Origin of the sequence: Marinomonas balearica (assembly GCF_004362145.1) — a bacterium.
GTDB lineage: Bacteria > Pseudomonadota > Gammaproteobacteria > Pseudomonadales > Marinomonadaceae > Marinomonas > Marinomonas balearica.
This window is the reverse complement of the sequence record NZ_SNXC01000011.1, coordinates 425,607-452,007: the sequence shown is the minus strand read 5'-3', so window position 1 is coordinate 452,007 and position 26,401 is coordinate 425,607. Positions and strand designations below refer to the sequence as shown.

Annotated in this window: 24 protein-coding genes; all 24 read right to left on the bottom strand. The window is 42.1% G+C overall.

All coding sequences use genetic code 11. The features are described 5' to 3' along the window. Positions 1-3 precede the first annotated feature (3 nt). Positions 4-747, bottom strand: a complete 744-nt coding sequence (gene fliP, locus DFP79_RS09540; protein WP_133503724.1) for a flagellar type III secretion system pore protein FliP — start codon at positions 745-747, stop codon at positions 4-6. Between the two features lies 1 nt (position 748). Further along, positions 749-1,147 carry a flagellar biosynthetic protein FliO gene (fliO, locus tag DFP79_RS09535; RefSeq protein WP_243730242.1) on the bottom strand — a complete coding sequence of 133 codons (399 nt, stop codon included), beginning with the start codon at positions 1,145-1,147 and terminating at the stop codon, positions 749-751. Position 1,148: 1 nt separating this feature from the next. Then, on the bottom strand, positions 1,149-1,601 hold the full coding sequence (gene fliN, locus DFP79_RS09530; protein WP_133503723.1) for a flagellar motor switch protein FliN: 453 nt from the start codon (positions 1,599-1,601) through the stop codon (positions 1,149-1,151). 9 nt (positions 1,602-1,610) lie between these two features. Further along, positions 1,611-2,573 (bottom strand): flagellar motor switch protein FliM, encoded by a 963-nt coding sequence (gene fliM, locus DFP79_RS09525; protein WP_133503722.1) that lies wholly within the window; start codon positions 2,571-2,573, stop codon positions 1,611-1,613. Positions 2,574-2,579: 6 nt separating this feature from the next. Then, positions 2,580-3,110 (bottom strand): flagellar basal body-associated FliL family protein, encoded by a 531-nt coding sequence (locus tag DFP79_RS09520; protein ID WP_133503721.1) that lies wholly within the window; start codon positions 3,108-3,110, stop codon positions 2,580-2,582. A 225-nt stretch (positions 3,111-3,335) separates the two neighbouring features. Further along, a complete protein-coding gene (locus DFP79_RS09515) occupies positions 3,336-5,108 on the bottom strand; it encodes a flagellar hook-length control protein FliK (protein WP_133503720.1) in 1,773 nt (590 codons plus the stop codon). A gap of 114 nt (positions 5,109-5,222) precedes the next feature. Continuing rightward, positions 5,223-6,914 carry a fused response regulator/phosphatase gene (locus DFP79_RS09510; protein WP_133503719.1) on the bottom strand — a complete coding sequence of 564 codons (1,692 nt, stop codon included), beginning with the start codon at positions 6,912-6,914 and terminating at the stop codon, positions 5,223-5,225. Between the two features lie 2 nt (positions 6,915-6,916). Further along, on the bottom strand, positions 6,917-7,213 hold the full coding sequence (locus DFP79_RS09505) for an STAS domain-containing protein (protein ID WP_133503718.1): 297 nt from the start codon (positions 7,211-7,213) through the stop codon (positions 6,917-6,919). A gap of 31 nt (positions 7,214-7,244) precedes the next feature. Next, positions 7,245-9,098 (bottom strand): hypothetical protein, encoded by a 1,854-nt coding sequence (locus DFP79_RS09500; protein ID WP_133503717.1) that lies wholly within the window; start codon positions 9,096-9,098, stop codon positions 7,245-7,247. Beyond that, positions 9,088-10,863, bottom strand: a complete 1,776-nt coding sequence (locus DFP79_RS09495; protein WP_166637673.1) for a hypothetical protein — start codon at positions 10,861-10,863, stop codon at positions 9,088-9,090. The genes DFP79_RS09500 and DFP79_RS09495 overlap by 11 nt, the downstream gene beginning before the upstream one ends. A 9-nt stretch (positions 10,864-10,872) precedes the next feature. Next, entirely contained in the window at positions 10,873-11,307 is a 435-nt protein-coding gene (gene fliJ / locus DFP79_RS09490; RefSeq protein ID WP_243730241.1) for a flagellar export protein FliJ, read from the bottom strand. Between the two features lie 162 nt (positions 11,308-11,469). Then, positions 11,470-12,801, bottom strand: coding sequence for a flagellar protein export ATPase FliI (gene fliI / locus DFP79_RS09485; RefSeq protein ID WP_133503714.1), 1,332 nt, complete (start codon positions 12,799-12,801; stop codon positions 11,470-11,472). Between the two features lie 4 nt (positions 12,802-12,805). Beyond that, positions 12,806-13,609 (bottom strand): FliH/SctL family protein, encoded by an 804-nt coding sequence (locus tag DFP79_RS09480; RefSeq protein ID WP_133503713.1) that lies wholly within the window; start codon positions 13,607-13,609, stop codon positions 12,806-12,808. 4 nt (positions 13,610-13,613) lie between these two features. After that, on the bottom strand, positions 13,614-14,627 hold the full coding sequence (fliG, locus tag DFP79_RS09475; RefSeq protein WP_133503712.1) for a flagellar motor switch protein FliG: 1,014 nt from the start codon (positions 14,625-14,627) through the stop codon (positions 13,614-13,616). Further along, on the bottom strand, positions 14,628-16,301 hold the full coding sequence (gene fliF, locus DFP79_RS09470) for a flagellar basal-body MS-ring/collar protein FliF (protein WP_133503711.1): 1,674 nt from the start codon (positions 16,299-16,301) through the stop codon (positions 14,628-14,630). A 32-nt stretch (positions 16,302-16,333) separates the two neighbouring features. After that, the gene (gene fliE / locus DFP79_RS09465; RefSeq protein ID WP_133503710.1) at positions 16,334-16,699 is read right to left on the bottom strand and encodes a flagellar hook-basal body complex protein FliE; all 366 of its coding nucleotides are present in this window, start codon (positions 16,697-16,699) and stop codon (positions 16,334-16,336) included. A 67-nt stretch (positions 16,700-16,766) separates the two neighbouring features. Then, positions 16,767-18,119, bottom strand: coding sequence for a sigma-54-dependent transcriptional regulator (locus DFP79_RS09460; protein ID WP_133503709.1), 1,353 nt, complete (start codon positions 18,117-18,119; stop codon positions 16,767-16,769). Position 18,120: 1 nt separating this feature from the next. After that, complete coding sequence (locus DFP79_RS09455; RefSeq protein ID WP_133503708.1) at positions 18,121-19,281, bottom strand: sensor histidine kinase; 1,161 nt, start codon at positions 19,279-19,281, stop codon at positions 18,121-18,123. Then, positions 19,282-19,746: a helix-turn-helix domain-containing protein gene (locus DFP79_RS09450; protein WP_133503707.1), complete on the bottom strand. Its 465-nt coding sequence runs from the start codon at positions 19,744-19,746 to the stop codon at positions 19,282-19,284. 63 nt (positions 19,747-19,809) lie between these two features. Then, positions 19,810-21,480 carry an EAL domain-containing response regulator gene (locus DFP79_RS09445; protein ID WP_133503706.1) on the bottom strand — a complete coding sequence of 557 codons (1,671 nt, stop codon included), beginning with the start codon at positions 21,478-21,480 and terminating at the stop codon, positions 19,810-19,812. A 5-nt stretch (positions 21,481-21,485) separates the two neighbouring features. Then, positions 21,486-21,848 (bottom strand): response regulator, encoded by a 363-nt coding sequence (locus DFP79_RS09440; protein WP_133503705.1) that lies wholly within the window; start codon positions 21,846-21,848, stop codon positions 21,486-21,488. Then, positions 21,845-24,409 carry an ATP-binding response regulator gene (locus DFP79_RS09435; RefSeq protein ID WP_133503704.1) on the bottom strand — a complete coding sequence of 855 codons (2,565 nt, stop codon included), beginning with the start codon at positions 24,407-24,409 and terminating at the stop codon, positions 21,845-21,847. The genes DFP79_RS09440 and DFP79_RS09435 overlap by 4 nt, the downstream gene beginning before the upstream one ends. A gap of 11 nt (positions 24,410-24,420) precedes the next feature. Continuing rightward, positions 24,421-25,602 carry an ABC transporter substrate-binding protein gene (locus DFP79_RS09430; protein WP_133503703.1) on the bottom strand — a complete coding sequence of 394 codons (1,182 nt, stop codon included), beginning with the start codon at positions 25,600-25,602 and terminating at the stop codon, positions 24,421-24,423. Between the two features lie 101 nt (positions 25,603-25,703). After that, positions 25,704-26,393 (bottom strand): dethiobiotin synthase, encoded by a 690-nt coding sequence (gene bioD, locus DFP79_RS09425; protein WP_133503702.1) that lies wholly within the window; start codon positions 26,391-26,393, stop codon positions 25,704-25,706. Positions 26,394-26,401 lie beyond the last annotated feature (8 nt).

Below are 26,401 nucleotides of genomic sequence, written 5' to 3'. Positions count from 1 at the left end.
CCTTTACACTCCAAAGCTAGCAGCAAGTGTACCCATAATCATAGACCAACCATCCACCATAACAAACAGCATTATTTTAAATGGCAATGAAATAATAATAGGAGACAACATCATCATACCCATTGCCATCAATACACTCGCTACAACCATGTCTAAAATAAGGAATGGAATAAACAGCATAAAACCTATCTGAAATGCCGTTTTTAACTCAGACGTTACAAATGCAGGCATCAGTATCGTAAACGGAAGCTCGTCTAACGACGGTATCTGCCCCTCCTTACCAGCTAACTTCACAAATAAAGCTATATCATCCTCTCGAGTTTGACCCAACATAAACTCTCTAATTGGAAGAGAAGCCGCTTCAACAGCCTGAAGAGAGGTAATATCTTCACTTAAATAAGGCTGCAATGCTGTCTCATTAATTTTATCTAAGGTTGGACTCATAATAAAAAGCGTTAAAAAAAGCGCCATACCTAATATTATTTGATTCGACGGCGTTTGCTGTAGCCCCATTGCTTGGCGAAGAATCGACAACACAATTATTATTCGAGTAAACGACGTCATCATTATTAACGCTGAGGGTAGCAGCGTTAATGCCGTCATGATAAACAGTATTTGAAGTGAAACCGTGTACTCTTGACTGCCGTCTGGATTGGTAATAACAGAAACAGCAGGAAGCCCCGTTTCAGCTATACCTTGCAAAGGAACGACTAATCCAACTAGAAGCAAGATAAAACTGTTCAACATTCTATACTTCATTTTTTATGTCGCTTTCTGCTTTTGACATTTCCACTCTAAAGCTATTTTCTTTCTCAGAATACTCTTCGAGTTTATTTATGGAGTTAGCTGTCACGCCAAGTAAAGAACGCTTACCCTCAACCTCCACCAAAACCAGTTTTTCCTTTGTACCCAACGACTGAACAGCTAATACATTTATATCGGAACGTTGAAGACGAAGCTGTGCAGACTGTAGTTTTTTAATCCCCCATAAAGACAAAGGAACCAGGGCCAATACAACAGCTAACCCTAAAAACGTCCGCCAAACCTGCGATGTCGTGGCTAAATCCCCTATACCACTCGACGCATATGATATACCTGACAGCAAAAACATCAGGGTTAAGTAAACTCTTAAAATACGATTAAACACACTATTTCAGCCGTTTAATTCGTTCACTAGGACTCACAACATCCGTTAAGCGAATGCCATATTTATCGTTCACCACTACCACTTCTCCATGAGCGATTAACGTACCGTTTACAAGCACATCTAGCGGTTCACCTGCATAACGATCTAGCTCGACAACCGATCCCTGCGTGAGCTGAAGCAGATTTCGAATAGCAATATCCGTCCCACCCAACTCCATAGAAAGGTTGACTGGAATATCCATTATTAAGTCTAGATCAGAACTAATCGCTCCGTCGGTTGTAGCCGGAAGCTCGTCAAGTTGAACCGGCTTAACTTCTTGTTCAGACATTGCCTCAGCCCAAACATCATCAACGTCCTCCGTAGCTTCATCGCCAGATTCGGACATTGCCGCTGCCCATTCATCAGCCAATTCACTGTCCATTCCTGCTGCATCTGGGTTTTCTTCTTCTGCCATCTCTACTACCTAAACTTTTTTTATACTTTCTTTCATTTGGACGGAATACTTGCCATTACTCATACCAAGTTTCCCTTTGAATGTGGGGACATTGTTAGCCCGCACTGTGACATGCTCTGGCATCTCAATTGGGATAACATCACCAACCTTAAATTTAAGCACATCACCCAGCGATATTTTCTTACTCGCGACATTTACATGAAGCTTTACATCAACATCTTGAACGTCTTGTTGAAGGGATCTCCCCCAACGATCATCTTTTTCGTCCACATCACTTTGCACACCTGCGTCCAACAATTCTCGTACAGGCTCAATCATTGAATAAGGCAAAGTAATATGAAGCTCCCCGCCACCGCCATCTAGCTCAATATGAAATGTTGATACCACAACCACTTCACTCGGGCTAACAATGTTGGCCATTGCAGGGTTAACCTCAGAACTGATGTATTCAAGTTCCAATTTTAAAACTGGCGCCCAAGCTTCCGTTAAGTCGACAAACACTTGTTCCAACATCAACTGAACAATCCGGATCTCAGTCGGTGTAAATTCACGTCCTTCTATTTTCGCATGCCGTCCGTCACCACCAAAAAAGTTATCTACCAATTTAAATACTAATTTGGCATCAAGAATAAACAATGCAGTACTTCTGAGTGGACGAAACTTAACTAGGTTCAAACTTGTTGGGACATAAAGAGTATGGACATACTCTCCAAATTTCATAATTTGCAAACCGCCCGAGGAGACATCAGCGGTTCTACGCAAAAGGTTAAATAAGCTGATTCGAGTATATCGAGCAAATCGCTCGTTAATCATTTCAAGAGTGGGCATACGCCCACGTACAATCCGCTCCTGACTCGTAATGTCGTATGAGGCTATTCCGCCCGCATCAGCATCATCTTCGTCTGGCTTTTCGTCTGCTCCATGTAAAAGAGCATCAATTTCGTCTTGAGAGAGTAAATCCTGTGCCGACATACATTACTACTGCATTACAAAATTTGTAAATAACACGTCTTGCATGCCGCCCGCGCCGGTCTCTTGAGTAAGGATATTATTCACAGACTCCAAAGCAGCTTGTTTCAATGCTTTCTTACCTTCCACAGTCTGTAACTCATCAAACGATTGACTAGAAAACAATAAAACCAAACTGTTACGAATCAAAGGCATATGGACTTTTACAGCATCTATTTGAACTTGGTCTCTGGATTTCAACGTCATATTCAATTGAAGATAACGTTGACGTCCAGCAACCATAAAGTCGACGACGAAAGGCTGATCTAACTCTAAATAGATAGCCGGGCCTTCCGTCTGAATAGCTTGAGCTTGCGCATCTACCTCTTCAACTGCAGCATCCTCTGCTGGCGGCTCGTCACCACTAAAAAGAAATAAATATGCAGCCGCGCCACCGCCCCCTAAAAGAACCAGAACAGCTACGAGTATAATAATGAGTTTTTTCTTCCCGCCTTTCTTTCCGTCTTCGGCGCTTACGTCTAAATTTTCTTCGTCAGCCATGCGTTACCCATCATTCGTATATTAAAATAGCGTAATTGATTACTAAGCTAGCAATTAAACCTTCTTTGAAGCTATTTTACAAAGAATAGCAGGAATCACCATCTGTTTATCTAAAAATAGTCATTTTAAAGGACACAACATTACTTAGGGAATTAAAGAACAGAGTCCGTTGAGCTTAAAGCACTATAAATCGGACTTCCCATTTGCCCCAGTTAGAAAATAAACTTAGGCATAATAATCAATCCCTTGTTTCTCATTATGAATATCATACATTTGAATATCTTCACCATCTAATTCTTCCTGCCCTTCAGCAAAACCAGACGAACCTTCTCCTTGTCCGCCCTCTCCAGCAGAAGCTTTACCAGCTTGCGAACCGTCTCCACTCGACACATCTACATCCACATTATCAAGGTTCATGCCCTGCTGAGCCAACATCTCTCTCAACCTTGAAAGCTGAGATTCGATAGCATCTCTCGCCATTTGAGAGCTTGCAACGAAGCTTACTTGAGCATTGCCGTCATGATCCACCTGAACTTTAACCGTCAAGCTGCCGAGTTCAGGTGGGTCTAAATGAATATGAGCGGTTTTAATTCCATCTGCTTTCAAAATTGAAACTTTCTGAGACATTTCTCCCGCCCATTCGGGGGATGTCGGCACATTACTCATCACAAAGTTAGGGACACTTTGACTCGGCACACGATTGGAGCTGGAGCTTCCAGCAGCAACTGAGTTAATATTGTTGCCAAAATTTGCAGCCTGATCACTTTCATTGTTCGCGCCAAATAATTTAGCTAAATTGCTATCCAATTCCTTTTTCTTAAGGTCTCCAGCTTCCAGATCTTTATCAGACAACAGGTCTGCCTCACTTCCCACTAGTGAAGGCTTCATGATATCACCTTCACTTAGCTCTCCTTCTTGCCCCTGCAAAGTCAATTCACCCTGAGTCAAGTTGGCGCTATTAGAAACCATACTGACAGAATTGGATTGATTTGAGTTAGACGGTTTGATTTGGCTGATCACCCAATTAAGGTTATTACTTTCTAAATCCGACTCACTTGATTCGACGTCACCTTCAGAAAGCAAAAGCTCTTGCCCTTTGCTTGCATCAGAGATATTTCCTAACTCATTATTCTTCAAAGGGGCAGCACTATTTGCTACCGCAGTCGACAGCTTCTCAGCTAGGGAAACAGATGTTGTTACTCCATTTAACTGGGTATCCTGCGACAAACCTACGGAAGACGTTGCATTTTGAACAACACCTTTAGAAACTTCCGAATTACTGCTTAACTCAACACCCTCGGACTTTCGACCTTCACCTGAAATAGTAACCGGCACAACCGTCTCATAGGTAGCCGAGCTCACCGCTTGATTCTGAAGAGCTGCCTGTTCTTCACTTTCGTCCGTAATCGCGCTATCAATAGCTGCATATTGAGCTAATGAGACATTTTCTTCCGCATCGCTTTCATCAGCATGCAAAGCATTGCCGCTTTCATCGTCGACATTTCCATTTACATCGACACTCTCTGCTTGTGCAACCACTTCTTTAAGCGCAGCATCAGATAAATCTTCAACTTCGAGGTCATCAACTCTATTTTTTTCAAGGCTAGCACTTTTAGAGTCAATGCTTTCAGCAACAGCACTTTCAGGATCAGTGCTTTCAGGGTCAGTACTTTCAACCTGTTCTGCAGTTACCTCTTCGTCCGCAACCGCTGTTTGAGCGTCCTGAGGCAACTGATCGCTTGCAACAGCAGGCTTTTGCCCCTCTTCGGGTGCAGCATTAACATTCTTTTCTAGAGCGTCAACAGCACCCTCATTTGGTTCCTGCCGTTCCGACACAGAAGACTGAGCATCCCTGTTTTTATCACTTTTCTCAGAAGTAAATTTCGACAAATGCTTTTCGAAAGATGATTCTTCACTCACCGATAAAGAGGCTACCGAAGATCCAGTAGATGGGTTTAGTGGGCTAGTTTTTACTTGAATAGACGCTGAATTTACCATAAATGTCTCCAACCAATCGTTATAGACAAAGCAAGTAAAAGGCCAATTATTAAAAGTACTAAAAAAAATATGAAATATACGACAGGTCTAAATTAGAACTCGTTATGCTGCCATTCACCATGAGTAAACGACTTTAAGAAAGTTACCTTTTTCAGAGAATTCAACCTGCTCACAAAGTTGCTTTAACAAAGGAATGCCTCGGCTATAGGGGGTATCAATCCATTCTAATTCTTGATTACTTTGGCTGACATCAAACCCTTCTCCACTGTCCTCGACAGAAAGCTCCAACATCCCTCTTTCGCTCGTGCTATTAACTTTCGCCTTTATTGTTACCGTACCTGTGTCGAGACTTGAAAGTCGTTCTTTCCTTTCTGAATAGTAATATTCGAAGCCTTCTACTGTTTGTTTAGAGAATGAAGACAACTTTAAAACACCGTGCTCTAAAGCATTGGAATACATTTCAGAGAGAATCATAAAGATTTGACTTGAATGCTCATTCAAACCAGGCACAGTGGTTAAAATTTGCAACACATAAGGCAGCGGATCTGTTGATCTAAGAGATTCAGCATCCAATGCATACTCAAACGAGAAGCTCGCAGGAACTCGAGTATGTTGTTTTAGATAACCCGCTTGATTGGAAATAAAACCCTTTTCACGATTAAGCTCGATCGCCAAACAGGATAAGTCGTCGTGAGGATTATCTATAATCCCCTTTTCATACAGCGTTTTTTCCAGCCATTCGAATTGACGGCCATGCTCTACATCCCCGTCATACAAGGGCGAAAGAGCGTCGTTAAACATAACTCGATCGCCAGCACCCTTGGCCTCATAAACCCCATCCGAAAAGGCGAGCAGTACATCCGAAGATCGAAACGATACAATGTCCGTCACGCACTCGAATTCATATTCGTCTGCAACTCCAAGCGGTAAACACATTGATTTAAACAGGCGCGGAAGCCTATCGTTCTCTCGAAATAAAAGTAAATCTGGTAACCCACCATTCCAAATTTCAACACTTTCATTATAAATATTGATATCAATAAATGCTGCGCTGCAAAACATATTACTGGGTAAAACAGAATACAGCCGCTTATTTATTTCAGGCAATATTTGCTTCATTAAGAAGCCTTTTTCTGTCCATTCAAAAAATATATCCGCTAGAGGCAATGCGCCAATAGCTGCAGACAACCCGTGTCCGGTAAAATCACCTAGAAGTAGATGCATGCCCCCATTCGGCTTATAAGCAGCCAAAATCACATCGCCATTAAATATCTGGCTTGCACGATGCAACGTCTTTAAGCACGGGTCGTTTAAACTATTGGATCGAGTAATTTGCTCATAGACCATTTTAGCCACTTCTTGGTCCTGAACCATTTTTTGGCTAAAGAGCGACAACTCATTATGCTGTTTCGAGAGTTTTTTATGTAAAAGCAACAAACGAGCAATGGCTTTTAACTTCGCTGTGACGAGAGTAGGGCTGTAGGGTTTTGATATGAAATCGGTACCACCGACTTTAAGACAATTGGATAACGCGACAGGGTCTGTTACGCCCGAAAGAAACACAATAGCGACGAATGAGCTACCCGCAATTTTTTGAATTTCTACTGCGGCTTCCCAGCCATCCTTTCTAGGCATCTTAACATCAAGACACACAAGCTGAATGCGATTAGGGTCGAACATTTCCACTGCTTCTTGGCCATCAACAGCAGTGATCACATTGTGACCAAACTGACTCAGCATAGCCTCTAAGAGCATTCTGTCGGAAGGGTTATCATCAGCGATTAAAATGTTAAGCGTTTGATCCATTGCTATCGCTCTATCTTAAACAGTCGATCAAAGTTTGCCATTTTTAACGCATCATTCACAGTCTCATCTGGACTAATTAGCACAACACTCCCATTTTTTATTTTTGCATGATCACGAAGCAATATCAGCATACCTAACGCAGAACTGTCTAAATAGGTCGTTTCAGAGAAATCGACTCGAATATCACGCTCACTTTTTACTTTTTCATACACATCGGAAAAAGCCTTATGACAGCTAAAATCAAACGCGCCCTGTATCTTAATGGTGGCAACTCCATCGCTTTTAACGCAACTTATCATTTCAGCCTCCATACATTAGACATCAAAATGCTTAATAATCATCCCATGAGTCTAGACGCTTTTCAGGATCCACATAAGACCCTGACAACTCCTCAGCTTCATCTATCTCATCGTCATCAAACAAATCGTTCATTTCACTATAAAGCTGATCAAGCTGCTCAGAAAACACGTTTAATTTGTTTTCATGGCTCTGACTGCAATCTTTTACCAGCTTAAGGATTTCTACAGGCTGATCAAACGAATTCTCACTTCCATGTTCCTCGATTGATAATTGGTCAACTACAAGGTCGATGTCATGCAACAAATCGATCAACTTTCGGCGATATGATGAATCAGACTCTTTCTCTTCAAGTAACGGCAGCAATGCTCGCTTAACATCTAAAACACTTAACTTAGCATCGTTGAGTTTTTCTATGGATAGTCGTTCAGTTGACTGTTTGACACTTGAGAGACTATCAAAATCTAAATCCAAGTTTGCGTAAATCGCATTAAAGCCATTCTTTAGGTTTTGAACGTCGTCCACTAAATGCTCTAACGCTCGATGCAACTCCAAGCAACGCTGCTTTATATCAAGCTCATTACTCACTTCAGTGTGATCTATATTTTGGTGAATAAACGTTGGTATTTGTTGTAACTTAGTAATCAAAACAGGAGGGCTCAAACTGTTCTCTTGCAGTTCTTTGAACACGTGTTGAACTTGAGCCCTAATGTTTTCCAAGTTTGAAGAAGCGTCATAAAAAACCGAGCTACGATCCAATATTCTAATTGGAATAGCCCAGTTCCCTTTAGACATCAATGAAATAGATGCATTCAACACCGTTAGTTCATTAACAGGATCGAGTTTTTCAAACACTACAATACAACTATCGCTAGAGATTTCTGGATCATCATCGCTGAAAAATCGAACAATATAGCCCCCGCGTTCGATTTTTAAATGCACCTCGTGCTGATCCATTAAATCTTTCAGGTTTTCGAAGCGACCGTCTTCTGAAGTATCTAACGACCATTCGATCTGAAGCTGATTTGACATGACTTCATGAAAATCAGACCAAAGAGAATGAAATGCGAAGTTTGCATATTGAATATCAGATGTTGAGAGGGACACTATTAATACTGGAGAGGAAGCATGGTGAAATGCATGTTGGAAAATTTTTGATGCGTCATTTGCATCATTCAAATCATATCGAATATTTAATACTGTACTTTCGACATAACGAGCAAGTTCTGAAAATTCATCTTTTCGTTCAAATGGAACTAAGGAATGGACATTCGGGTTATGCAATTTATCTACGACAGTATGTAAATAGCGTACACCTGCTCCAATCTTTCGTTGAACCTGAACGATAAAAAACACAAAATACAGCAGCGAAAATATGACAAGCACACAAAAAGAGATCAACCACTTTTGATCTCCGTATTTCCACCATATCAACTCAGAAGCTAATCGAGCACTATCAACGACAAACCTTTGATCCTCAAGAAGTGATAGGTTTCTGTTTATTCTACTTTTCAGTAATGCTTTGTCTTTGTATTCATCTAAGCCAATCGGATAAATATTTTCGAGCTTAATTGTGCTAATGCCTTCGTCAGACAGACTAGAAACAATACCATCAACATTGAGCTTTGTTGTTAAAGAGAAGTTAGTAAACTCCTCCTCATCCTCGAATTGAGCTTGCATTAACATTCGAGCTTTCAATTCGATAATTCGCGTCTCTACATTAATATAATATGCGGCATCGTTAACATGTAATTTCCACGCTTCGTTAATGTATTTATAGCCTAAGCCAAATGAACAAAACATCAGCAAAGTAATAATCAAACTATGCCGAATTATGAAATCTGACATTTTTATTGTAGGAATTTGGACGTTACTTTCAGCAGCCATTTTTTAGACAATCCTCAGACATCATATGGATCAAATTTTGAGCCATATTGGATATAGCTTCCCAATCAAAATACGTAAAGTCACTCAGCGCCCCAAGCTTCATTTGATAGCCATTATCATACAAAAGCTCACACTTTAAAGTAATAGTTGGCTGCACTTCTTCTGTATGAACTTCGTTTAACACACGAATTCCATACAAAAAACCGCCTTGGTTTCGAAATATCACGACTAAATCAGATTGTTTTTCCGTATTTCCTAATACATTCACTAAGGGTATCAATTGATCAAACCATCGAGCACTGTCTTTAAACATCGATAAAGCGTGTGCCGAAACGACATCAACAACTGCCTCACTGGGACTTGAAATATACTGTCCTCGTTTAATTTCATATACCCTTTTATCCATTTCAAGCACGCCTTTACTCATAAGGACTTCAGAATTACGCACGGATTTTGACGACTCTACCAACGCAAAATCAGGCAGATTCAGCTCATCCTGATTGAATATCAATGAAATAAAGTTGGGTTCAACCAAAATACCATAGTGATCCGTCGACCAGATATTTAGATATAGATTGGATATCGACTGAACATCGTAAGAAATTGCAAAATCAGCCCAGAAGTGATCGCAATTCACCCAAACGATTTTATCGAACACTTTTAATTTAATAGCGTTTAAACGATGATTATTGGAAAGAGTGCCATGCGCTTCACGTACGTGCCAACCGTCTGAATTAGAAAAGCTTAATTCATATATCGCTTGTTCATCTGAGGCATTCGATAGAGACGTTTTGGGAAATGCAAATTGATGGTCTCCAATTTCAACGATTACCACCTCTACAACGCAGGATTGTCGCCCTAATAATTCAGGCGTCCATTTCGAATCAGATTTAAGATACATGCAACTGTGGCCAGATACGGTGAGAAAATCACAGACCTCATCTTCAGCAAGCTCTCTTTCTTCCATTTCAAATATTGGTACTAAATAATCTGGAGTGAGACAATTATCATTAAATCGGCAGTCCGAGGCTTTCACATATTGTCTTGATACAACACCTTGAAGAGAAGATTCGAGACGGCGTAACTCATACTTCGAAAGCTGCCCTTGTCGTACAAGGGTAACATTGGGCGAATCGCGTAGAAAAGACCTCAAACCTTCTTGAAAGCAGGCTTTACTTGAATGATCCATCAAATCATTCTTCCTACTAAACCACTCAAAGTGAGAAAAGCGAGTCGACAGCCAACTTAGTGGCTGCGTTGTTTCTAACATGAGATAAACATCATCCTCGACATCGAGCCTCAAACTGCCAAGAGAGACGAGCGCTGGTAACACTTCAATAAGTTGCTCAATCCCCCCTTCGAGTTTCGCACTAAACGAAGCTTTTTCTCTGTTTGTAGAAACCAACAGAGTATTCGACCAAAACGGAAGACCACTCAAACGTTTTAACGCGCTGTCAGATTGACCAAAGCTGCTGGCAGCGATTACCGTTCTAACGCCATCCATTTGACCAAATAGATTACTGACAACGTTTGGACTGTAACGACTTCCTTTCTCGATCTCCGCCGTGACATAACGATAAGTAAAACGAAAAAGAACGCTTGCCGTAGTACCACCAATTAGCTCTTGCTCAAATAAACGTGAAAGTACTGATCGAATTTTTTGCAAACAGAAGACAGGATTCATTGCATAAGAAAATAAAACTTCTTCGATATCTTGAATAGTATGGAGGGAGACTGATACGTATGTAGGAGAAAAAACAGTCATAACAAAAAATTAGCGGTTATTATCGAAGAATTTTCTGGTTGCAAATTCATCGTTTCTAGCCTGCTCAAGCTTTTCTTCGACTCGCTCTTCTTCGCCAATAGATTTATCCTTAAGCCAATCCATTCCTTTTGTTTTTGCTCTGGCAGCCTGCCAGCGCCGCATCGCCATATTATACTGCTGTTCTGATCGAGACACTTGGCCTTCTTGCTGATGAATCGCTTGTTGTAGCCTATCAACAAAATGCTGGTAGTTAACGGCCAAATGAGACGACATACCAAGCAAATTCCGCTCTTGGTCGTACTGCTCCGCATAACTTTTTAAATCTTGTAATTTTTGCTTATCAAGGTCTACTTTCTTGCGTTCATTTGCAACAAGCTCAGACACCTTATCTTCTTCTCGCTGAGCTAAATTTACAAGCACTTGCATTCGAGCAGATTTTTTCACAATTCAAATCTCATCCATTAACCCCAACGAAAGCACTCACTTCACGCAAAAACAATACGTCATAAAGAATTCTTGTTCGAAACAAGGCGTTACGCAATTATTGTATTCATACAGTGACATACTAGCAAAAGGCGATAAGAAAATACCAATAATTAGGCATTATTACTTGTTTGCAGTTAACGCTTTCACCAGATGCTCAAGACTTTGATCTAAATTAAAACTTTCCGAGAGAGATTGTCGAAGAAACGCATTTATATCAGGCATTAACATAATTGCTTGATCAAGATCAGGATCACTGCCCTTATTATAGGCTCCGACTGATATCAAATCTCGATTTTGCTGAAACTTTGAATAGAGCTGCTTAACCCGCATAGCACCTTGCAAATGCTCCTGACTCACTATTTGAGGCATTGCTCGGGAAATAGATGCCTCAACATCAATCGCAGGGTAGTGCCCTTCTTCGGCAAGTCGTCGAGACAAGACAATATGACCATCCAATATAGCACGAGAAGAATCTGCAATAGGATCCTGCTGGTCATCACCTTCGGTTAGCACTGTATAGAATGCAGTAATTGAGCCACCACCTTCCTTCCCGTTCCCTGCTCGTTCAACTAACTGAGGAAGCTTTGAAAATACCGACGGCGGATAACCCTTTGTTGCTGGAGGCTCTCCAACAGAAAGCGCGATTTCACGTTGCGCTTGTGCGTAACGTGTCAAAGAATCCATCAACAGCAGCACGTTACGCCCTTGATCACGAAAATATTCAGCAATTCGAGTCGTTAGCATAGCAGCTCTCAAACGCATCAATGCCGAATCATCGGCAGGAGACGCTATAACCACTGACTTGGCGAGCCCTTCTTCCCCTAAGATTTGCTCAATAAACTCTTTTACCTCTCGCCCCCGTTCGCCAATGAGCCCGACAATAGTAATGTCAGCTTCTGTAAATCGGGTCATCATGCCAAGTAACATACTTTTCCCGACACCACTGCCTGCAAATAGACCCAATCGCTGCCCTTTACCTACGGTCAAGAGACTATTGATCGTTTTAATACCGACATCGAGTGTTTCTGAAATAGGTTTTCTTTGGAGCGGATTTATAATCTCACCTTGCAATGAAATAGACTGATCAGAGGTTATCGGCCCTTTTCCATCCAATGGTCTTCCTAGACCGTTAATGACCCTTCCCAATAAATGATCACCCACCGGCATTCGACTGTCTTCATTGAGGGGAACAACTTGTGCTCCAGGGGCAATCCCTTCAATCGCCTCGGTAGGCATAAGATAGGTCAGCTTACCATTAAATCCTACAACCTCTGATTCCACCCATTTACTCTTTCCGACTTGAACATTACAACGATCGCCCAACGCCACTTTGCAGCCGATCGCCTCCATTGTCAGCCCCACCATACGTGTTACCTTACCGGCAACAACAGGTGGCGGAATCGTCACATTAAGTGACTCAAGATGTGACATGCGCTCTAAAATTGAAGTCATAGGTTTATGGCTGTTCGGAAGGAGATTTTATTTTTTCGAAGACACTGTTTAATTTTGTTTCTACGCTACCGTCAACAAAAAAGGAGTTTGAGTTCAAAAGAAAACCCCCTTCCAACATTGAATCATCTGACTCAATTTGGATATCCAATCTCTCAAGTGACCCAACATTCGTTAGAGCCTCGCGGTCTACAGGATTAACCGTTAATCTGGCCTTTCCCTCAAACTCCCCAATAGTATCGAGCGCTTGAGATAGACCCTTAACTAGCATGTCTCCACTGGTAGCACTTAACTCATTTTCACAAATTGTTTCGACAAGAGATCGAACAGATCTATATAACAATGATTCTAATTCAGATCGAGATTCCTCGAGAGGTTGTAATAGCTCTTGGTACGCCTGATTTAATGCCGTTTCAACTTGCTGAAGATGGGCTGCACCTTGCTCAATCACCTCGGCCTTACCAAGCTCAACACCCTCTGCAACCCCTTCCTCTTTCCCTAGCTCAAGTCCTTCCTGCTTTCCTGTCTCAACACCTTCTTTATAGCCTTTATCATAGCCATCGGACTCACCTTGAATAAAGCCTTCATCGTAGGCAGCAGAGCGTATTTCTTCTAATTGGGATGCGGTTAACGGTTCGTATACTAACGACTCTTCTTCAATTTCTTCAACAGCCGGAGTGGCTTCTTCCTTGATATAAAGAGCAGATTCTCGTGGAGCTTGCTCTTTATCATCATGATTATCTAAATTTGGTAGTTCCCAGCGCTCGTATGCAGTTAACTTCTTATCGTTTTCAGGTCCATTCTCTGTCATTCAATTAAACCATTTGCTCGCCGCCACCGCCGAGAACGATTTCACCGTTATCAGCCAGTCTACGTGCAATCGCCAAAATTTCTTTTTGCGCAACCTCAACTTCACTCACCCTAACAGGGCCTTTCGCTTCTAAATCATCTTTCAGCATATCAGCCGCTCGCGAGGACATGTTTTTAAATATTTTCTCTTGCATATCCGGGTCAGCCCCTTTCAGTGCAAGAATAAGTGTTTCGGACTCAACTTCGCGCATGATTGCTTGAATTCCGCGATCGTCTACGTCAATCAAGTTATCAAATACGAACATCATATCCTGAATAGTGTTAGCAAGATCTTCATCCACATCTCGGATAGATTCCATAAGCTCAGACTCTATAGAGCTGTCTATTAAGTTCATAATGTTCGCAGCAGTACGCACACCACCAATTGATGTCGACTGAGTAGATTGATTACCCGAGAACTGTCTTTCAAGAATATTGTTTAGCTCTTGCAGCGCAGCCGGTTGAACCGTTTCTAATGATGCGACCCTAAGTAGGATATCCAGACGCACGCGTTCGTCAAAGTTTGCCAAGATTTCTGAAGCCTGATCGGAATCAAGATAAGAAATTACGATTGCTTGAATTTGCGGGTGCTCGTAACGAATAACATCCGATACCGCGCGCGGTTCCATCCATTTTAGAGTGTCTAGACCCGTGGTATTACCACCTAAAAGTATCCGGTCAATCAAGCTTCCGGCTTTCTCTTCCCCTAAAGCTTCCTTAAGCATGTTTCTGATGTAGCCATCAGCGCCCAGTCCTAAACCTGTTTGATCTCCGACAAGAATTAGGAAATCATCCAACACCTTCTCCACTTGATGGCGCTGAACGTTCGCCAATTGAGCCATTGTTTGACCAATTCGCTGAACTTCTTTTGGCCCCATGTGCTTCAAAATTTGTGCGGCATCAGATTCGCCAAGCGACATCAACAAGACGGCAGCTTTCTCTATCGAGGTTAGATCTTCACCAGGTGACGCTTCGCTCATTTACCCTTCCATTACCCACTGTTTTACAACTTGTGCGACGCGTTCAGGCTCTTCCGCAATGAGCCCTCGTATCGCATTTAATTGACGATCAATTTTCTCTGGCGATCCAGGCACCATAACATCTTCTGCGCTCACCAATGAGACCTGATCATCAGAAATTTCATCTGTTTCATCAGCAAATATGGCGGCTTCCGTATCTTCAGCGACGGCAATTTTGTTCTGCTCACTAAGAGTCGTAAGTATGGGACGCACTACAACCAGCAATAGGATCAATATAAACAGACCAACAAGGGTCGGCTGAAGCAGACTTAAAAACCACTCCTGCTTATAAAATGGAATAATTTCTGGTGCGGCAGGCGGCTCCGGCAAAGCAAATGGAGAATTAATGACACTGACACTGTCTCCACGTGAAGGGTCGTAACCAACGGCGTCTCTTACCAATAAAGTTAAACGACTAAGTTCATCATCATTCCACGGCGCTCGTTCAATTTCCGATGTTTCAGCATTTAGAGAGGCCACATCGTCCACTACTACAGCAACTGAAAGGCGACGCACAGTTCCCTGCTGTCTTTTGGTATAACTTATACTTCGATCCAACTCAAAGTTTCGCGTAGTTTCTTCTTTCGATTGGCCTGTTCCTCCCGCTCCTGTGCCACCAATAGGAGTTCCATTCACATCTGCTTGCTCGGGTGCATTCACTGCTCCAGGAGGCTGATTTGTAAGCGCTCCCGGTACGCCGTTGTTCCCACCAGCCGTGGAACGACGCTCTTTGAATGTTTGCTCGCTTCTTAACGCTAGAAGGTCAGGGTTATATTGCTCATCTGTTTGTTCCACCGCTGTAAAGTCAATATCAGCAGATACTTCCGCTTTAAATCGTCCGGATCCAACGACAGGCAATAAAATATTGTTTACTCGACGCAGCATCACTTCTTCAACACGCCTTGTGTAGTCAAATTGTTTACCAGCGATCGACAGCTCTGAAGTAGAGTCCTTATCCGTAAGTAATGTTCCTCGTTGATCAACAACAGTTACATCTTTGTCACTCAATTGAGAGATACTAGAAGCGACCAAATTCACTATCGCATCGACTTGACTGCGATCTAATCGCCGTCCTGAATACAATTCGAGAAATACGGATGCGGTTGGTTTTCGAGTATCCCTCACAAATACCGACTCTTTTGGAATAGCGAGATGAACGCGAGCGGACTTCACGCTTTGCAAACTGGTAATCGTCCGACTAAGTTCGCCCTCTAAACCACGCCGGTAACGCGCAGTTTCAATAAATTGCGACGTACCCAAGGCCTGATCTTGATCCATGATTTCTAGGCCAACAATTTTATCTGAGACAATACCTGAGCCTGCTAATTTTAACCTTGCTTGGTGATAAAACTCTTCCTCGACCAACAGCGCGCCAGTATTTTGATCGAGTTTAAAAGGAATGTTATTCGTACTGAGGAGTTCGACTATTTGATCGGCGTTATAATCAGTAATGCTGCTTAAAACAGGCTTATAGGATGGGCCACTTGACCAGAGCACTGCCGCCAGAGCAATTGCTATAGACGCGGCAAGACCGACCATCAATGCAAGCTGTCGGATTACCGTCAACTTATTGAAGCCCGTCAACAACTCCATGTATAGCTTTTGCTCAGATTGTTGTGCTGGAACGTTATCCATTTACATCGGCGCCTAAACGTTATTGCCAGCTATTATACTGGCATATTCATTATTTTCTCGTAGGCATCAACCAGCTTGTTGCGAACCTGAGTCATTGCTTCAAAAGAAATACTGGATTTTTGTAATCCAATCATCACTTCTGGTAAATCGACATTAGGGTCGCCACGCTCATACGCTTGAGCTAAGCTCGTTGCCTCTTTCTGATTCGTATTAACCTGATCAATAGCCTGTTTTAACATATCAGCAAACTCCGATTTATCGGTCGCTGCTACATCATTAACATTTAATCCATCCTGACTATTAATTCGATTCAACGAATCGGAAGGTGACTGAACCTGCTCCCGCATTTGGCGCATCTGAGACAGTACCTGATTTATATCTGGTCTATTTGTGACCATATTTCACTCTCTATGAACCTTTGTACATATAGCTTAGCATAAGGCTATTTAAAACTAGATAAAAAGATCAATCAACTTCTAAACCATATTCACGCATTTTAGCGATTTTATAACGCAATGTTCGAGGACTTATCCCAAGTTTCTCTGCAACGTCCTTGCGCTTTCCTTTCGCCTCAATTAGCGCTTGAGCGATAATTCTAAATTCGTGTTGCTGTACGCCTTGACCAAGAATAGACGCTGCATCGTCATTTTCATCTGATGGAGACTCAGATTCGATCAGCGGCTCGCTGCTCAACATATCGAATACGATGTGCTGTTCCTGCACTGTTCCACCACCGCATAATATTAGGGCGCGCTGTATCACATTATCGAGTTCTCGAACATTTCCTGGCCAGCGGTGAGATTCCAGCTTACTTTGGGCAGAAGGCATTAATACAACCTCGCCCAATCTCATCTTAATCGAATGTTTTTTAAGGAGTGACTCAGCAATTGGAATGATATCACCTTTGCGCTCTCTAATAGGCAACCATTTAAGCGGGAAAACATTCAACCTGTAAAATAAGTCTTCCCTAAATCCACCTTCTTTTACATAACTCGCCAAATCACGGTTCGTCGTCGCAATAATCCGAAGATCCAGTTTTATCGGTTTTTTCCCACCCAATCTTTCTACTTCTTGCTCTTGTAGCACTCTGAGCAGTTTAGCCTGTAGACCGACATCCATTTCTGTAATTTCATCTAACAGGATGGTTCCTCCGTTTGCCTGCTCAAATTTACCTGCTTGAGAATTTACAGCGCCAGTGTATGCTCCCTTTTCATACCCAAACAATATGGCCTCAAGCATATTTTCTGGAATTGCAGCACAGTTTATCGCGACAAACGGTTGGCCTTTTCTAGCCGATGACGTATGAATAAAATTCGCCAGCACCTCTTTACCTGTGCCACTTTCTCCACAAATTAAAACTGTAGAATCTGTTACAGCAACACGCCTTGCAAGATCGACCATAGCCGTACTAGAAGGGTCAACCGCAATTAAAGACGAACTTTTTGCATCCGAAGTGCCTGAAGCATGCTTTTGAATGACTTCAAGTAATTCTGCTTCTTCAAAGGGCTTTAACAAGTAATCGACGGCACCCTCTCGCATTGCTTCTACGGCGTGCGCAATATCACCATAGGCAGTCATCAGCATGATAGGAAGCTCAGGATAATGGCCCACTACATATTTTAATAAACCATAACCGTCCATGCCGGGTAAGTTGATATCAGAAACAACCATATCAAACGTTTGTTTTTTTAGGGCTAAAATGGCATCTTCAGAGCTTCCAACAACACTGCAATCATAGCCAGCAAGAAGCAAAGTATCTTCAAGAGCCTCTGCTAATCCACGATCATCTTCAACAATCAGCAACTTTACTTTATTCATTTTAACTCCTAAGCAAGGGAATATTTACAAGCGCACATGTCCCCTTACCTTCTTCACTCATTAACCGAAAAACACCATGATGAGCTCTGACAATTGCTTTTACCACCATAATTCCTAAACCTGTACCATGTTGCTTTGTGGTGACAAAACCCTCATCAATTTCTTTTCTCTTTTGCGGGCTCATGCCAACACCTTGATCTCGAACACTGACCATTAATCCGTCTTTCGTCTCTTCAAACACAAGCTCTACTGGCACTCTATCTAAAACAGACGCTTCAATGCCATTGTTGATCAAATTTGTAATAGCGCCTGCTAGCGTATCTTTATTGCACCTAATGAATACTCGATCAGGCTCACTAAAATTCAAATAAGCTACCACAGGGAAATCAGTCCTTTCACTGATTTCCGATGCAAGTGCTGTCAATTCATTATAAAAATCAACCACACTAATCATTTCGTCCAATCGAATATCAGATTTGGAAAAGATCAGCATATCGCGTATCTGATGCTCTATATTTTTCAATCTCTCTGACAGCTTCCCAGTGAATTTTCGTCTTAAATCAATAGGGATATCGTCTTTTTCTAAATGCCCTGCGTACAACATTGCTGAAGCCAGAGGCGTTCTTATTTGATGGGCAAGCGCTGCGACCATACGACCTATGTTAGACAACCTCTCATGATGCGAAAGCTTCTTTTGAAGTAGATGAGTTTCCGTAAGATCAACTAAGATAATCAGCTGCCCTGGAACATCTCCTAACGACGAAGTTTCCACTCTCACACGTCGCCCTGTTACAAGAGTCACCTCATGACCGTCATCTTCTTGAGGGCTAAAACACTTAGGTACAATACTTGCCCAACTCTCCCCTAAGAGAGCAATATCTAAGAGTTTTTCAATAATAGGGTTTGTCATAACGACAACTCCCTGCGCATTTAGCAATAAAACACCGACGGGCATCGATAAAAACAGCTGCTGAAACTGATTAATCAATAACGTATTTTGCGTTTCCTGATCTTTTTTTGCCTTTTCACTTTTAGCAAGTTGCTCACTCAGTAGAGCAACCTGTGCTTGTAAATCTGAATAAGATTGACTTAACACGTCGGAGGTTTCTTTAAAGGCTGAAAATGCGTCTTTTAGCTGCGCTATTTCCTCATCTTTGGTCACTTAATACTCCGATTTATCAATGTGGTATCTACGCATTTTTTCGATCAAGGTTGTCCTTTGTATCTGAAGCATTTGAGCAGCTTTAGACACAACTCCTTTCGACGCCACCAGCGCTTGGCGTATTAATAATGATTCTAAATGCCGCACATGAAGGTTCAGATTAACGCCTGACTGTCTCGGCATTTTTCTCGATTCGAGGATTTTGTGAAAAATTGGAAGAATATCCGTTTGCCTCCAAGGTAATGGGCGCAACCATCCTATTTCAATATCAAACGTCGAATCATGAGTTTTTAAACTTATAAAAGGAATGCCCACCTTAATTAGCTCATCCAATGAAAGGCTTGCTCCAGCGATTAATATATCTGAAGAGTCAAAATCATATGACCAATCCACATCTAAAAAGTGCAAAACCGGAATCAGGGTTTGGTACTCTTCTTTGGATAAGCCAATTACGCAGGCTTTCATAAAATCTATCCAATAAACAATTAGTTAAATATACGACGAAGAAAAACTCAAAGCCAGTAAGGTTTAGTTAACTGGCTTTGACAGAAGATAGACAAACTCTTGTTGAGGCAGTGGTTTATAGTAATAAAAACCCTGAATTAGATCCGCATCTGCATGCTCCATAAATGAGACCTGCGCCTCATTCTCTACCCCTTCGACGACAACCTGCAAATCGAGCTCATGAGCGAGCCCCACTAAATGAGACAAAAGATTCTCCGATCGTTTGTCTTTATCCAGCATATCAACAAATTGCTTATCAATTTTAAGCTGATCCAACGGCAGTTCAAGTAAGTACGACAACGAGGAATATCCCGTGCCAAAATCGTCTAATGCAATTTTAAATCCCTTACTGCGAAGTTGACTCAATACCTTAACCCCTTCTTCGACACTGTTAAGCAATGTCGACTCCGTCAGCTCTAATTTTACAAACTGAACCGGAACCTGCTCTCTTTCTACCGCCTCACTACACCAGCTAACAAAATTGTGCATAAGAAAGTGATCCGAGCCGATATTAATACTTATCGGAACTGAACACCCAAGCTTATCCAGCGTTTTTAAGGTCTTAAGGGTTTTTATAAACACCACTTCACCAAGCGCCACAATCATCCCATTCTCTTCGGCAATTGGAATAAACTCACCGGGTGAAATCATACCTAGCTCGGTGTGTTTCCAACGCACCAATGCTTCTGCAGCAACAACCTCTTTGGTTGATACGTTCACTTGTGGCTGAAAAAACACCTCGAGAAGCTGCTGATCAATGGCGTCCTTTAAGTCAGCCTCGACCCTGATTCTCCTTAAGGCCTGGGAAGTATGTTCGGAGTCATACAACGCGACAGGAGCATTTGAACAGGTTTGAGCAAGCGAAGAAGTCAGTCTTTGGAGAATGTCAGTTGAAGTTACCTCATCAAGATCAGCGACAACACCTGCGACGACTTCTTCATTTAACGCCCCGTTATCCACTTGTTTACGTCCACTTAATTTGCGACATAAACTGTGTGCGATTTGGACTAACGAATTTGAGTCGTTACTTTCCAGCGTTATTGACAACAAATCGTCATTAAATCGATATATCTCTTTTACTTCTGGATACTCCAAATCAACCATAGACCTCAGTGTCTTGGCCTGACTAGAGAAGTAACGATTTGCAATGTCGTTTCCATAAGAAGACATTACCATACTGTATTTAGACATCTTAAATATAATAGCGGCCGAAACATTCGATGCTTCGCTATCAAGATCTTCAATCAAACCTTGCTTATTTTTCAATCCTGAAGCCGGATCGCAATACTTTGCAGCGTTTAAATTAGCAATGGCCTTAGACCGCTTTTCCAGCGCAGACGCTGTTCGAGCACTAAGAAGGGTAGGATTAAAAGGTTTAGATAAATAGTCTTCTGCGCCTAACTCAATTCCTTTAGCAACATTTTCTAAATCGTCTGCGGCCGAAATCATTATAATAGGCAGATGATCCGAAAGTCCCTCTTCACGCATTGCTCTTAGCGTTGAAAAGCCGTCCATAACAGGCATCATGAGATCTAAGAAAACAAGATCGTAAGTATTCTCTCGAATCATTTCCAATGCAACTTGACCATTCTCGGCTTCGTCACAATCTGGGTAGCCAAGACGCCTAAGACGACGAATTAGGGTATAGCGATTATCATCATGATCATCAACAATCAGCATCCTAGGCTCACTCATAGAACTTACTCTCCAAGTTTCGACATCTTACTTAGTAAGCGCGTGAAATCCACGGGTTTACTATCAAAATCATTAGCGCCTGCAGATAAGGCTTGATCGATATGCTCTTGCATCGCATGCGCAGAAAGCGCAAGTATCGGGGTTAATATGCCCTTCTCACGAATAATTTGAGTTGCTTGCCATCCGTCTATTCCAGGAAGACTCAAATCCATCAAAATAAGATCATAGCTCTTGTTTTCCGCCATTCTAACGCCGTCTTCACCTGTCGGAGCAACTTCTACGTCCCAACCTTTGCGCTTTAACCTTCTCGATAACATATAAACATTGTCTTCGTTATCTTCAACATAAAGAACACATTTCGCCATCATTTAGACTCACAAAGTAACGTATCAATTTCCTTAAACAAAACCCCCATATCGTCACTTCCCTTAGTTACGACCGCATTCGCGCGCTTCTCCAGCATTCGTTTTTGCTGATCTGTTAACGTCATTGCCGTCATTACAAAGACATTTATTTGAGCTAATTCAGGCTGGACTTTCAACCACTCCAAGAAAGCAAAACCGTCCATTTCTGGCATCATTAAATCAAGAAGTATGAGGTCAGGAATCTGATCGTTTATTGCGACTTGAGCCTCGAGGCCATTACCAGCTTCAGCAACAAGCGCCCCACTTTTTTCTAAAAGCCGCTTTGCGGATATACGTATGTCTTCGGAATCATCCACTATTAAAACTCTAGTTGATTCCAAGCAGTCTAGCGACCCAAAAGCAGACTCAAGACTCTCCTGTGACAAAGGCTTAACGAGGTAACTATCAACACCGAGCGCAGCGGCTTTTTCTTTTTCATCCGTAACAGAAATAATGATCACCGGAATATCGCTCAACTCAGGATCCGCCTTAAGCGCTGCTAATGTATCCCATCCATTCAGTACAGGCATTTCTATATCAAGAGTAATCAGTTTCGGTTTTAATTCCCGCGCTTTTTCAAGAGCCTCAACACCATTTCGAGCTGTTTCAATATGACAGCGGGGCTCTAAAACGCTTGAAATATAGGATACGGTTTCAAGGTCATCATCAATAACCAAAACATTAAATTTTCCTTTTGCCGTGCTTCCCATAATTGAAGGAGCTTGTCCACCTTGTTTAATCGGTAATCTAACGCTAAACGTTGAACCTTTCCCGATCTCACTTTTCACAGTAATGTCGCCCTTCATCATCCTCGCAAATCGACGACTGATCGCCAAACCCAGCCCAGTGCCTTCAAACTTTCTATTAACACTGGAATCGACCTGAACAAAATCTTGAAACAAGGTGTCTATTTGTTCATCAGACATTCCTAAACCAGTGTCAATGACATCAACTTGTAATTCATCCGTCTGCTCTACAACTCTCAGCGTTACGCTTCCGCTCTCAGTAAACTTGACGGCATTACTTAATAGATTGAAAAATATCTGCTTGATACGTAACGCGTCTCCGATCAATAACCCTACACTTCCAGCCTCGTACTCAAGCGAAAGTCCTTTATTTTTAGCGAGCGAGTCAACCGTCTGGTAGACCTCACTCAGCACTGCATCAAAATCAAGCTCGGATTCACTTAACTCCATCTTCCCAGCTTCGATTTTAGAGATGTCCAATATTTCATTAATTAGGTTCAAAAGGTGCTTCGAGGATCGTACAACCCTTTCCAGCGGCTCTACATAATCTTCATCACCAAACTCTAAAGCGTCTTCATGCATCATTTCCGAAAGCCCGATGATCGCATTCAACGGTGTACGAAGTTCATGGCTCATTTTCGCCAAAAACTCCGACTTAACGGCGCTGGCTTTTTCTGCCTCATCTCGTGCTTGTTCCGCGGACACACGATGCTCTTCAGCTTCAACTCGCAGCGACTCAGATTGCAATCGTAAGCTCTCCGAACGGTCTCGCTCCTCTATAATTCGCTTTTCACCAGCATGAATTCGTTGCTCTATTCGCCCGAGCAACCAGAAGAAAAAGACAAAAAGCGACCCCGCCACAATCAGAGAAATAACGGTAATAATAGCTTGAGCCAAATATATCTCATCGCTTGTTTCTTCTGCTGAACGCGAAACTAGGACATGTGAAATAACACTGCCCTTGTTGTCTATTAACGGAATAAGCGCAATATCAAATAGACGTTCATCTTGTTCGAATCCAGGTTGATAAAAAATATTGGGCGAATCTGAAAGCAAATAACGTTCAAACACTTTTGAAAATATAGAGTGGTCGATAACAGCATCACTGGTGGCTATCGATATAAGCGCATCATCTGAAGAAGAAGCATTGACGATAGCAGCTCGATACTTATTAAGTTGTTCAGAATCTAGTGATGCTTTCTCCGCATACACATTCGTGTATAACCCTTGATTACGGGCGACCTCCAAAATAGCATCGCTGAACGATACATCCACCAACACAAATGTTTCTTGCTTTTCACCAAACGGCACAACAGTCCGGACAACCAGCTCACCATCCCCCAACAATTTGAGCGTCGAAGACGGAGTGGAAAAGTCTCGATTACCTAAATCAATAAGCCCTTTATTTGGAACGATGCCCTTTGAATAATCCAATTTAACGTTGTTCGACTGCCCAATCCAAATAAGCCGCTCAACACCCAATGCTTCAGCAGAATCGTACAAAATATCCTGAAGAGTCTTAGGGTCATCAACATTCAATTCTTGAGAAAAATCGTCCACCCAATTCAACCTCTCTCTAATAGAGCGTGAGAGAGTCAATTGAGAGCGATAAATTTGCTCATCAAAACGACCTGCAAGGGATTCCAATTCATTTTGGCGAACATTTTCCAACCAAAGCCAAGCAATCAAAACAAAGGCTAGCCACAATATAAACAGAGCGGACAGTAGGGGGATCAGTACGGGAGCTTTGACGCGTGCGAGCTGAATATCTTGAGACATGTAATCACTCCTTAGTCTAACTGCGGTTCACTGATGTGAAGTGGGAAATCTAAGTAGTTATTCTCACCATCAAAGCCGAGGTACAGGCCAAGACCTAGATCCAATGTGTGAGTAACATTCAACGCATTGCTAAGCTCTCGTGACAACGTATTTTGACTTCCAGATTGAACCCAGCCTGTTAACTTTCGTGCCACCGACAAAGGCAACCTAAATAAGTCGTTTGGGTCTTCGATTTCAAATGGACTCACCACAGCCTCAAGCCCTGCTGTTAATACGGATGCAGCAAGATAACCTTCAAAGCCTATTTTTGAAGGTTGCAATGCTGGGCTCAATGCATTCAAATCTAATTTATATTTGGAGTACGCTTTAGATGACAAGTAATTGACTGGCAAATATTCGATAAATTTTAAAGCACGTTTATTTTCCACATTTTGAACACTGCGCCTAAATTCAATGCCGGATAAAAAATAATATGAGTTAGAAATAGAGCTGATGTTTATCTGTTTCAACAACGGCGCGAGATCTCCATTGCTGCCGACAAACACAACATCGTAGTCTCTCAGTGACTGAAGACCTAAATGAGTTCGCTCGATTGAAGAACGTATCGTTCCAAACTTAAACGTTTTAAACGAAGAGACATTCGGAACACTTGATAAACAGCTTTGTTTTATCAAATCCGCATATATGCTATTACGAGCATGAACGACTGCTAAGCGGTGTTTCTTCTCTTGAGTAAAGTATCGGCACAGCGCGTCAAATTCATGCAACATCGAGGGTTTTAAATTGAGAACATAACCTACTTTTCCATAAAGAGACGGGCTACTCGTCATAGAGCTGAGGTAAGGGACTTTTTCACGAAATGCAACTTGCTTTATCGCGTCAGCGGTTTGTAATGTATCCCCACCAAATAATGCAATGGTTTTTTTTCTAGTAATCAGTCGCTGCGCATTTGAGGTCGCTAATTCACTGTTTGCATGATCATTCAGCACTTCTAAGGTTAGGCTTTTCCCCTTTATGCCTCCCTCGGTATTAACTCGCTTAAAAAGCGCCTGTATACCGTATTGATACGCCAACGAACGCGCCTCTTGCTCATCATCAAACGAGGCAACTAACCCAACATTTATTGAAGAAAATGCACTGGATGACAAGATGGCTAGCAGACAACCTAGAACAACATAATAAAAACGCAGCATAATGACTATTTCACCACTAAACGTTAAATTAGGACCACTCAAAGACAGAGTAAGTTATACCTGTAACTTTATTAACCTTATAACATTTTGTGCATATTTGTTTAGTCTTTTGTGCTTAATAACTGATAGATTGCATCGAATTCGGATCGAGCAGCTTCATCGCTAGGCATCCAAGACAACTCCCCAAGCAGTGGCGCATTAATCATATGCTTAAGTGTGGCGAGATTTTCATTATAAAAAGCCATACTTTCCAACCCTCTATTAGCAACCCACCCCGCAATATTCAGCCCATCGCGGATAATAGATTCGACAGTAAGTAAAGCGTGGTTGAGGCACCCGAGCTTCATATTAACCACTAAAATAACTGGGAATTTTAGTGACTTAGCCAGATCAGAAAGCAGCTCACGATCGTTTAACGGCACTCTCCAGCCACCCGCGCCTTCAACCAACATAAAATCATGCGGATTCAACATAGAACCTTTTATATACCCTTCAAGACGGGAGCTTGTTATCAGCTTCCCCTCATGTGCAGCGGCAATGTGAGGGGCTATGGCTTCTTCAAGAACGACTGGGTTTATTTGCTCATACGCTAACGAAACATTTCCTGCTGCTAAAATTGCAAGCGCGTCCTCATTTCGAAGCGCTCCATCGATTTGCTCAGCTCCGGCGGCGATAGGCTTTAAACCAAACGCACGCTCCCCGTTTCGAACAGCAGCGCTCAGCAACCCCGTAGACACATAGGTTTTTCCTACGTCCGTATCCGTACCCGCAACAAAAAATCGTTTTTTCATGTTTACTC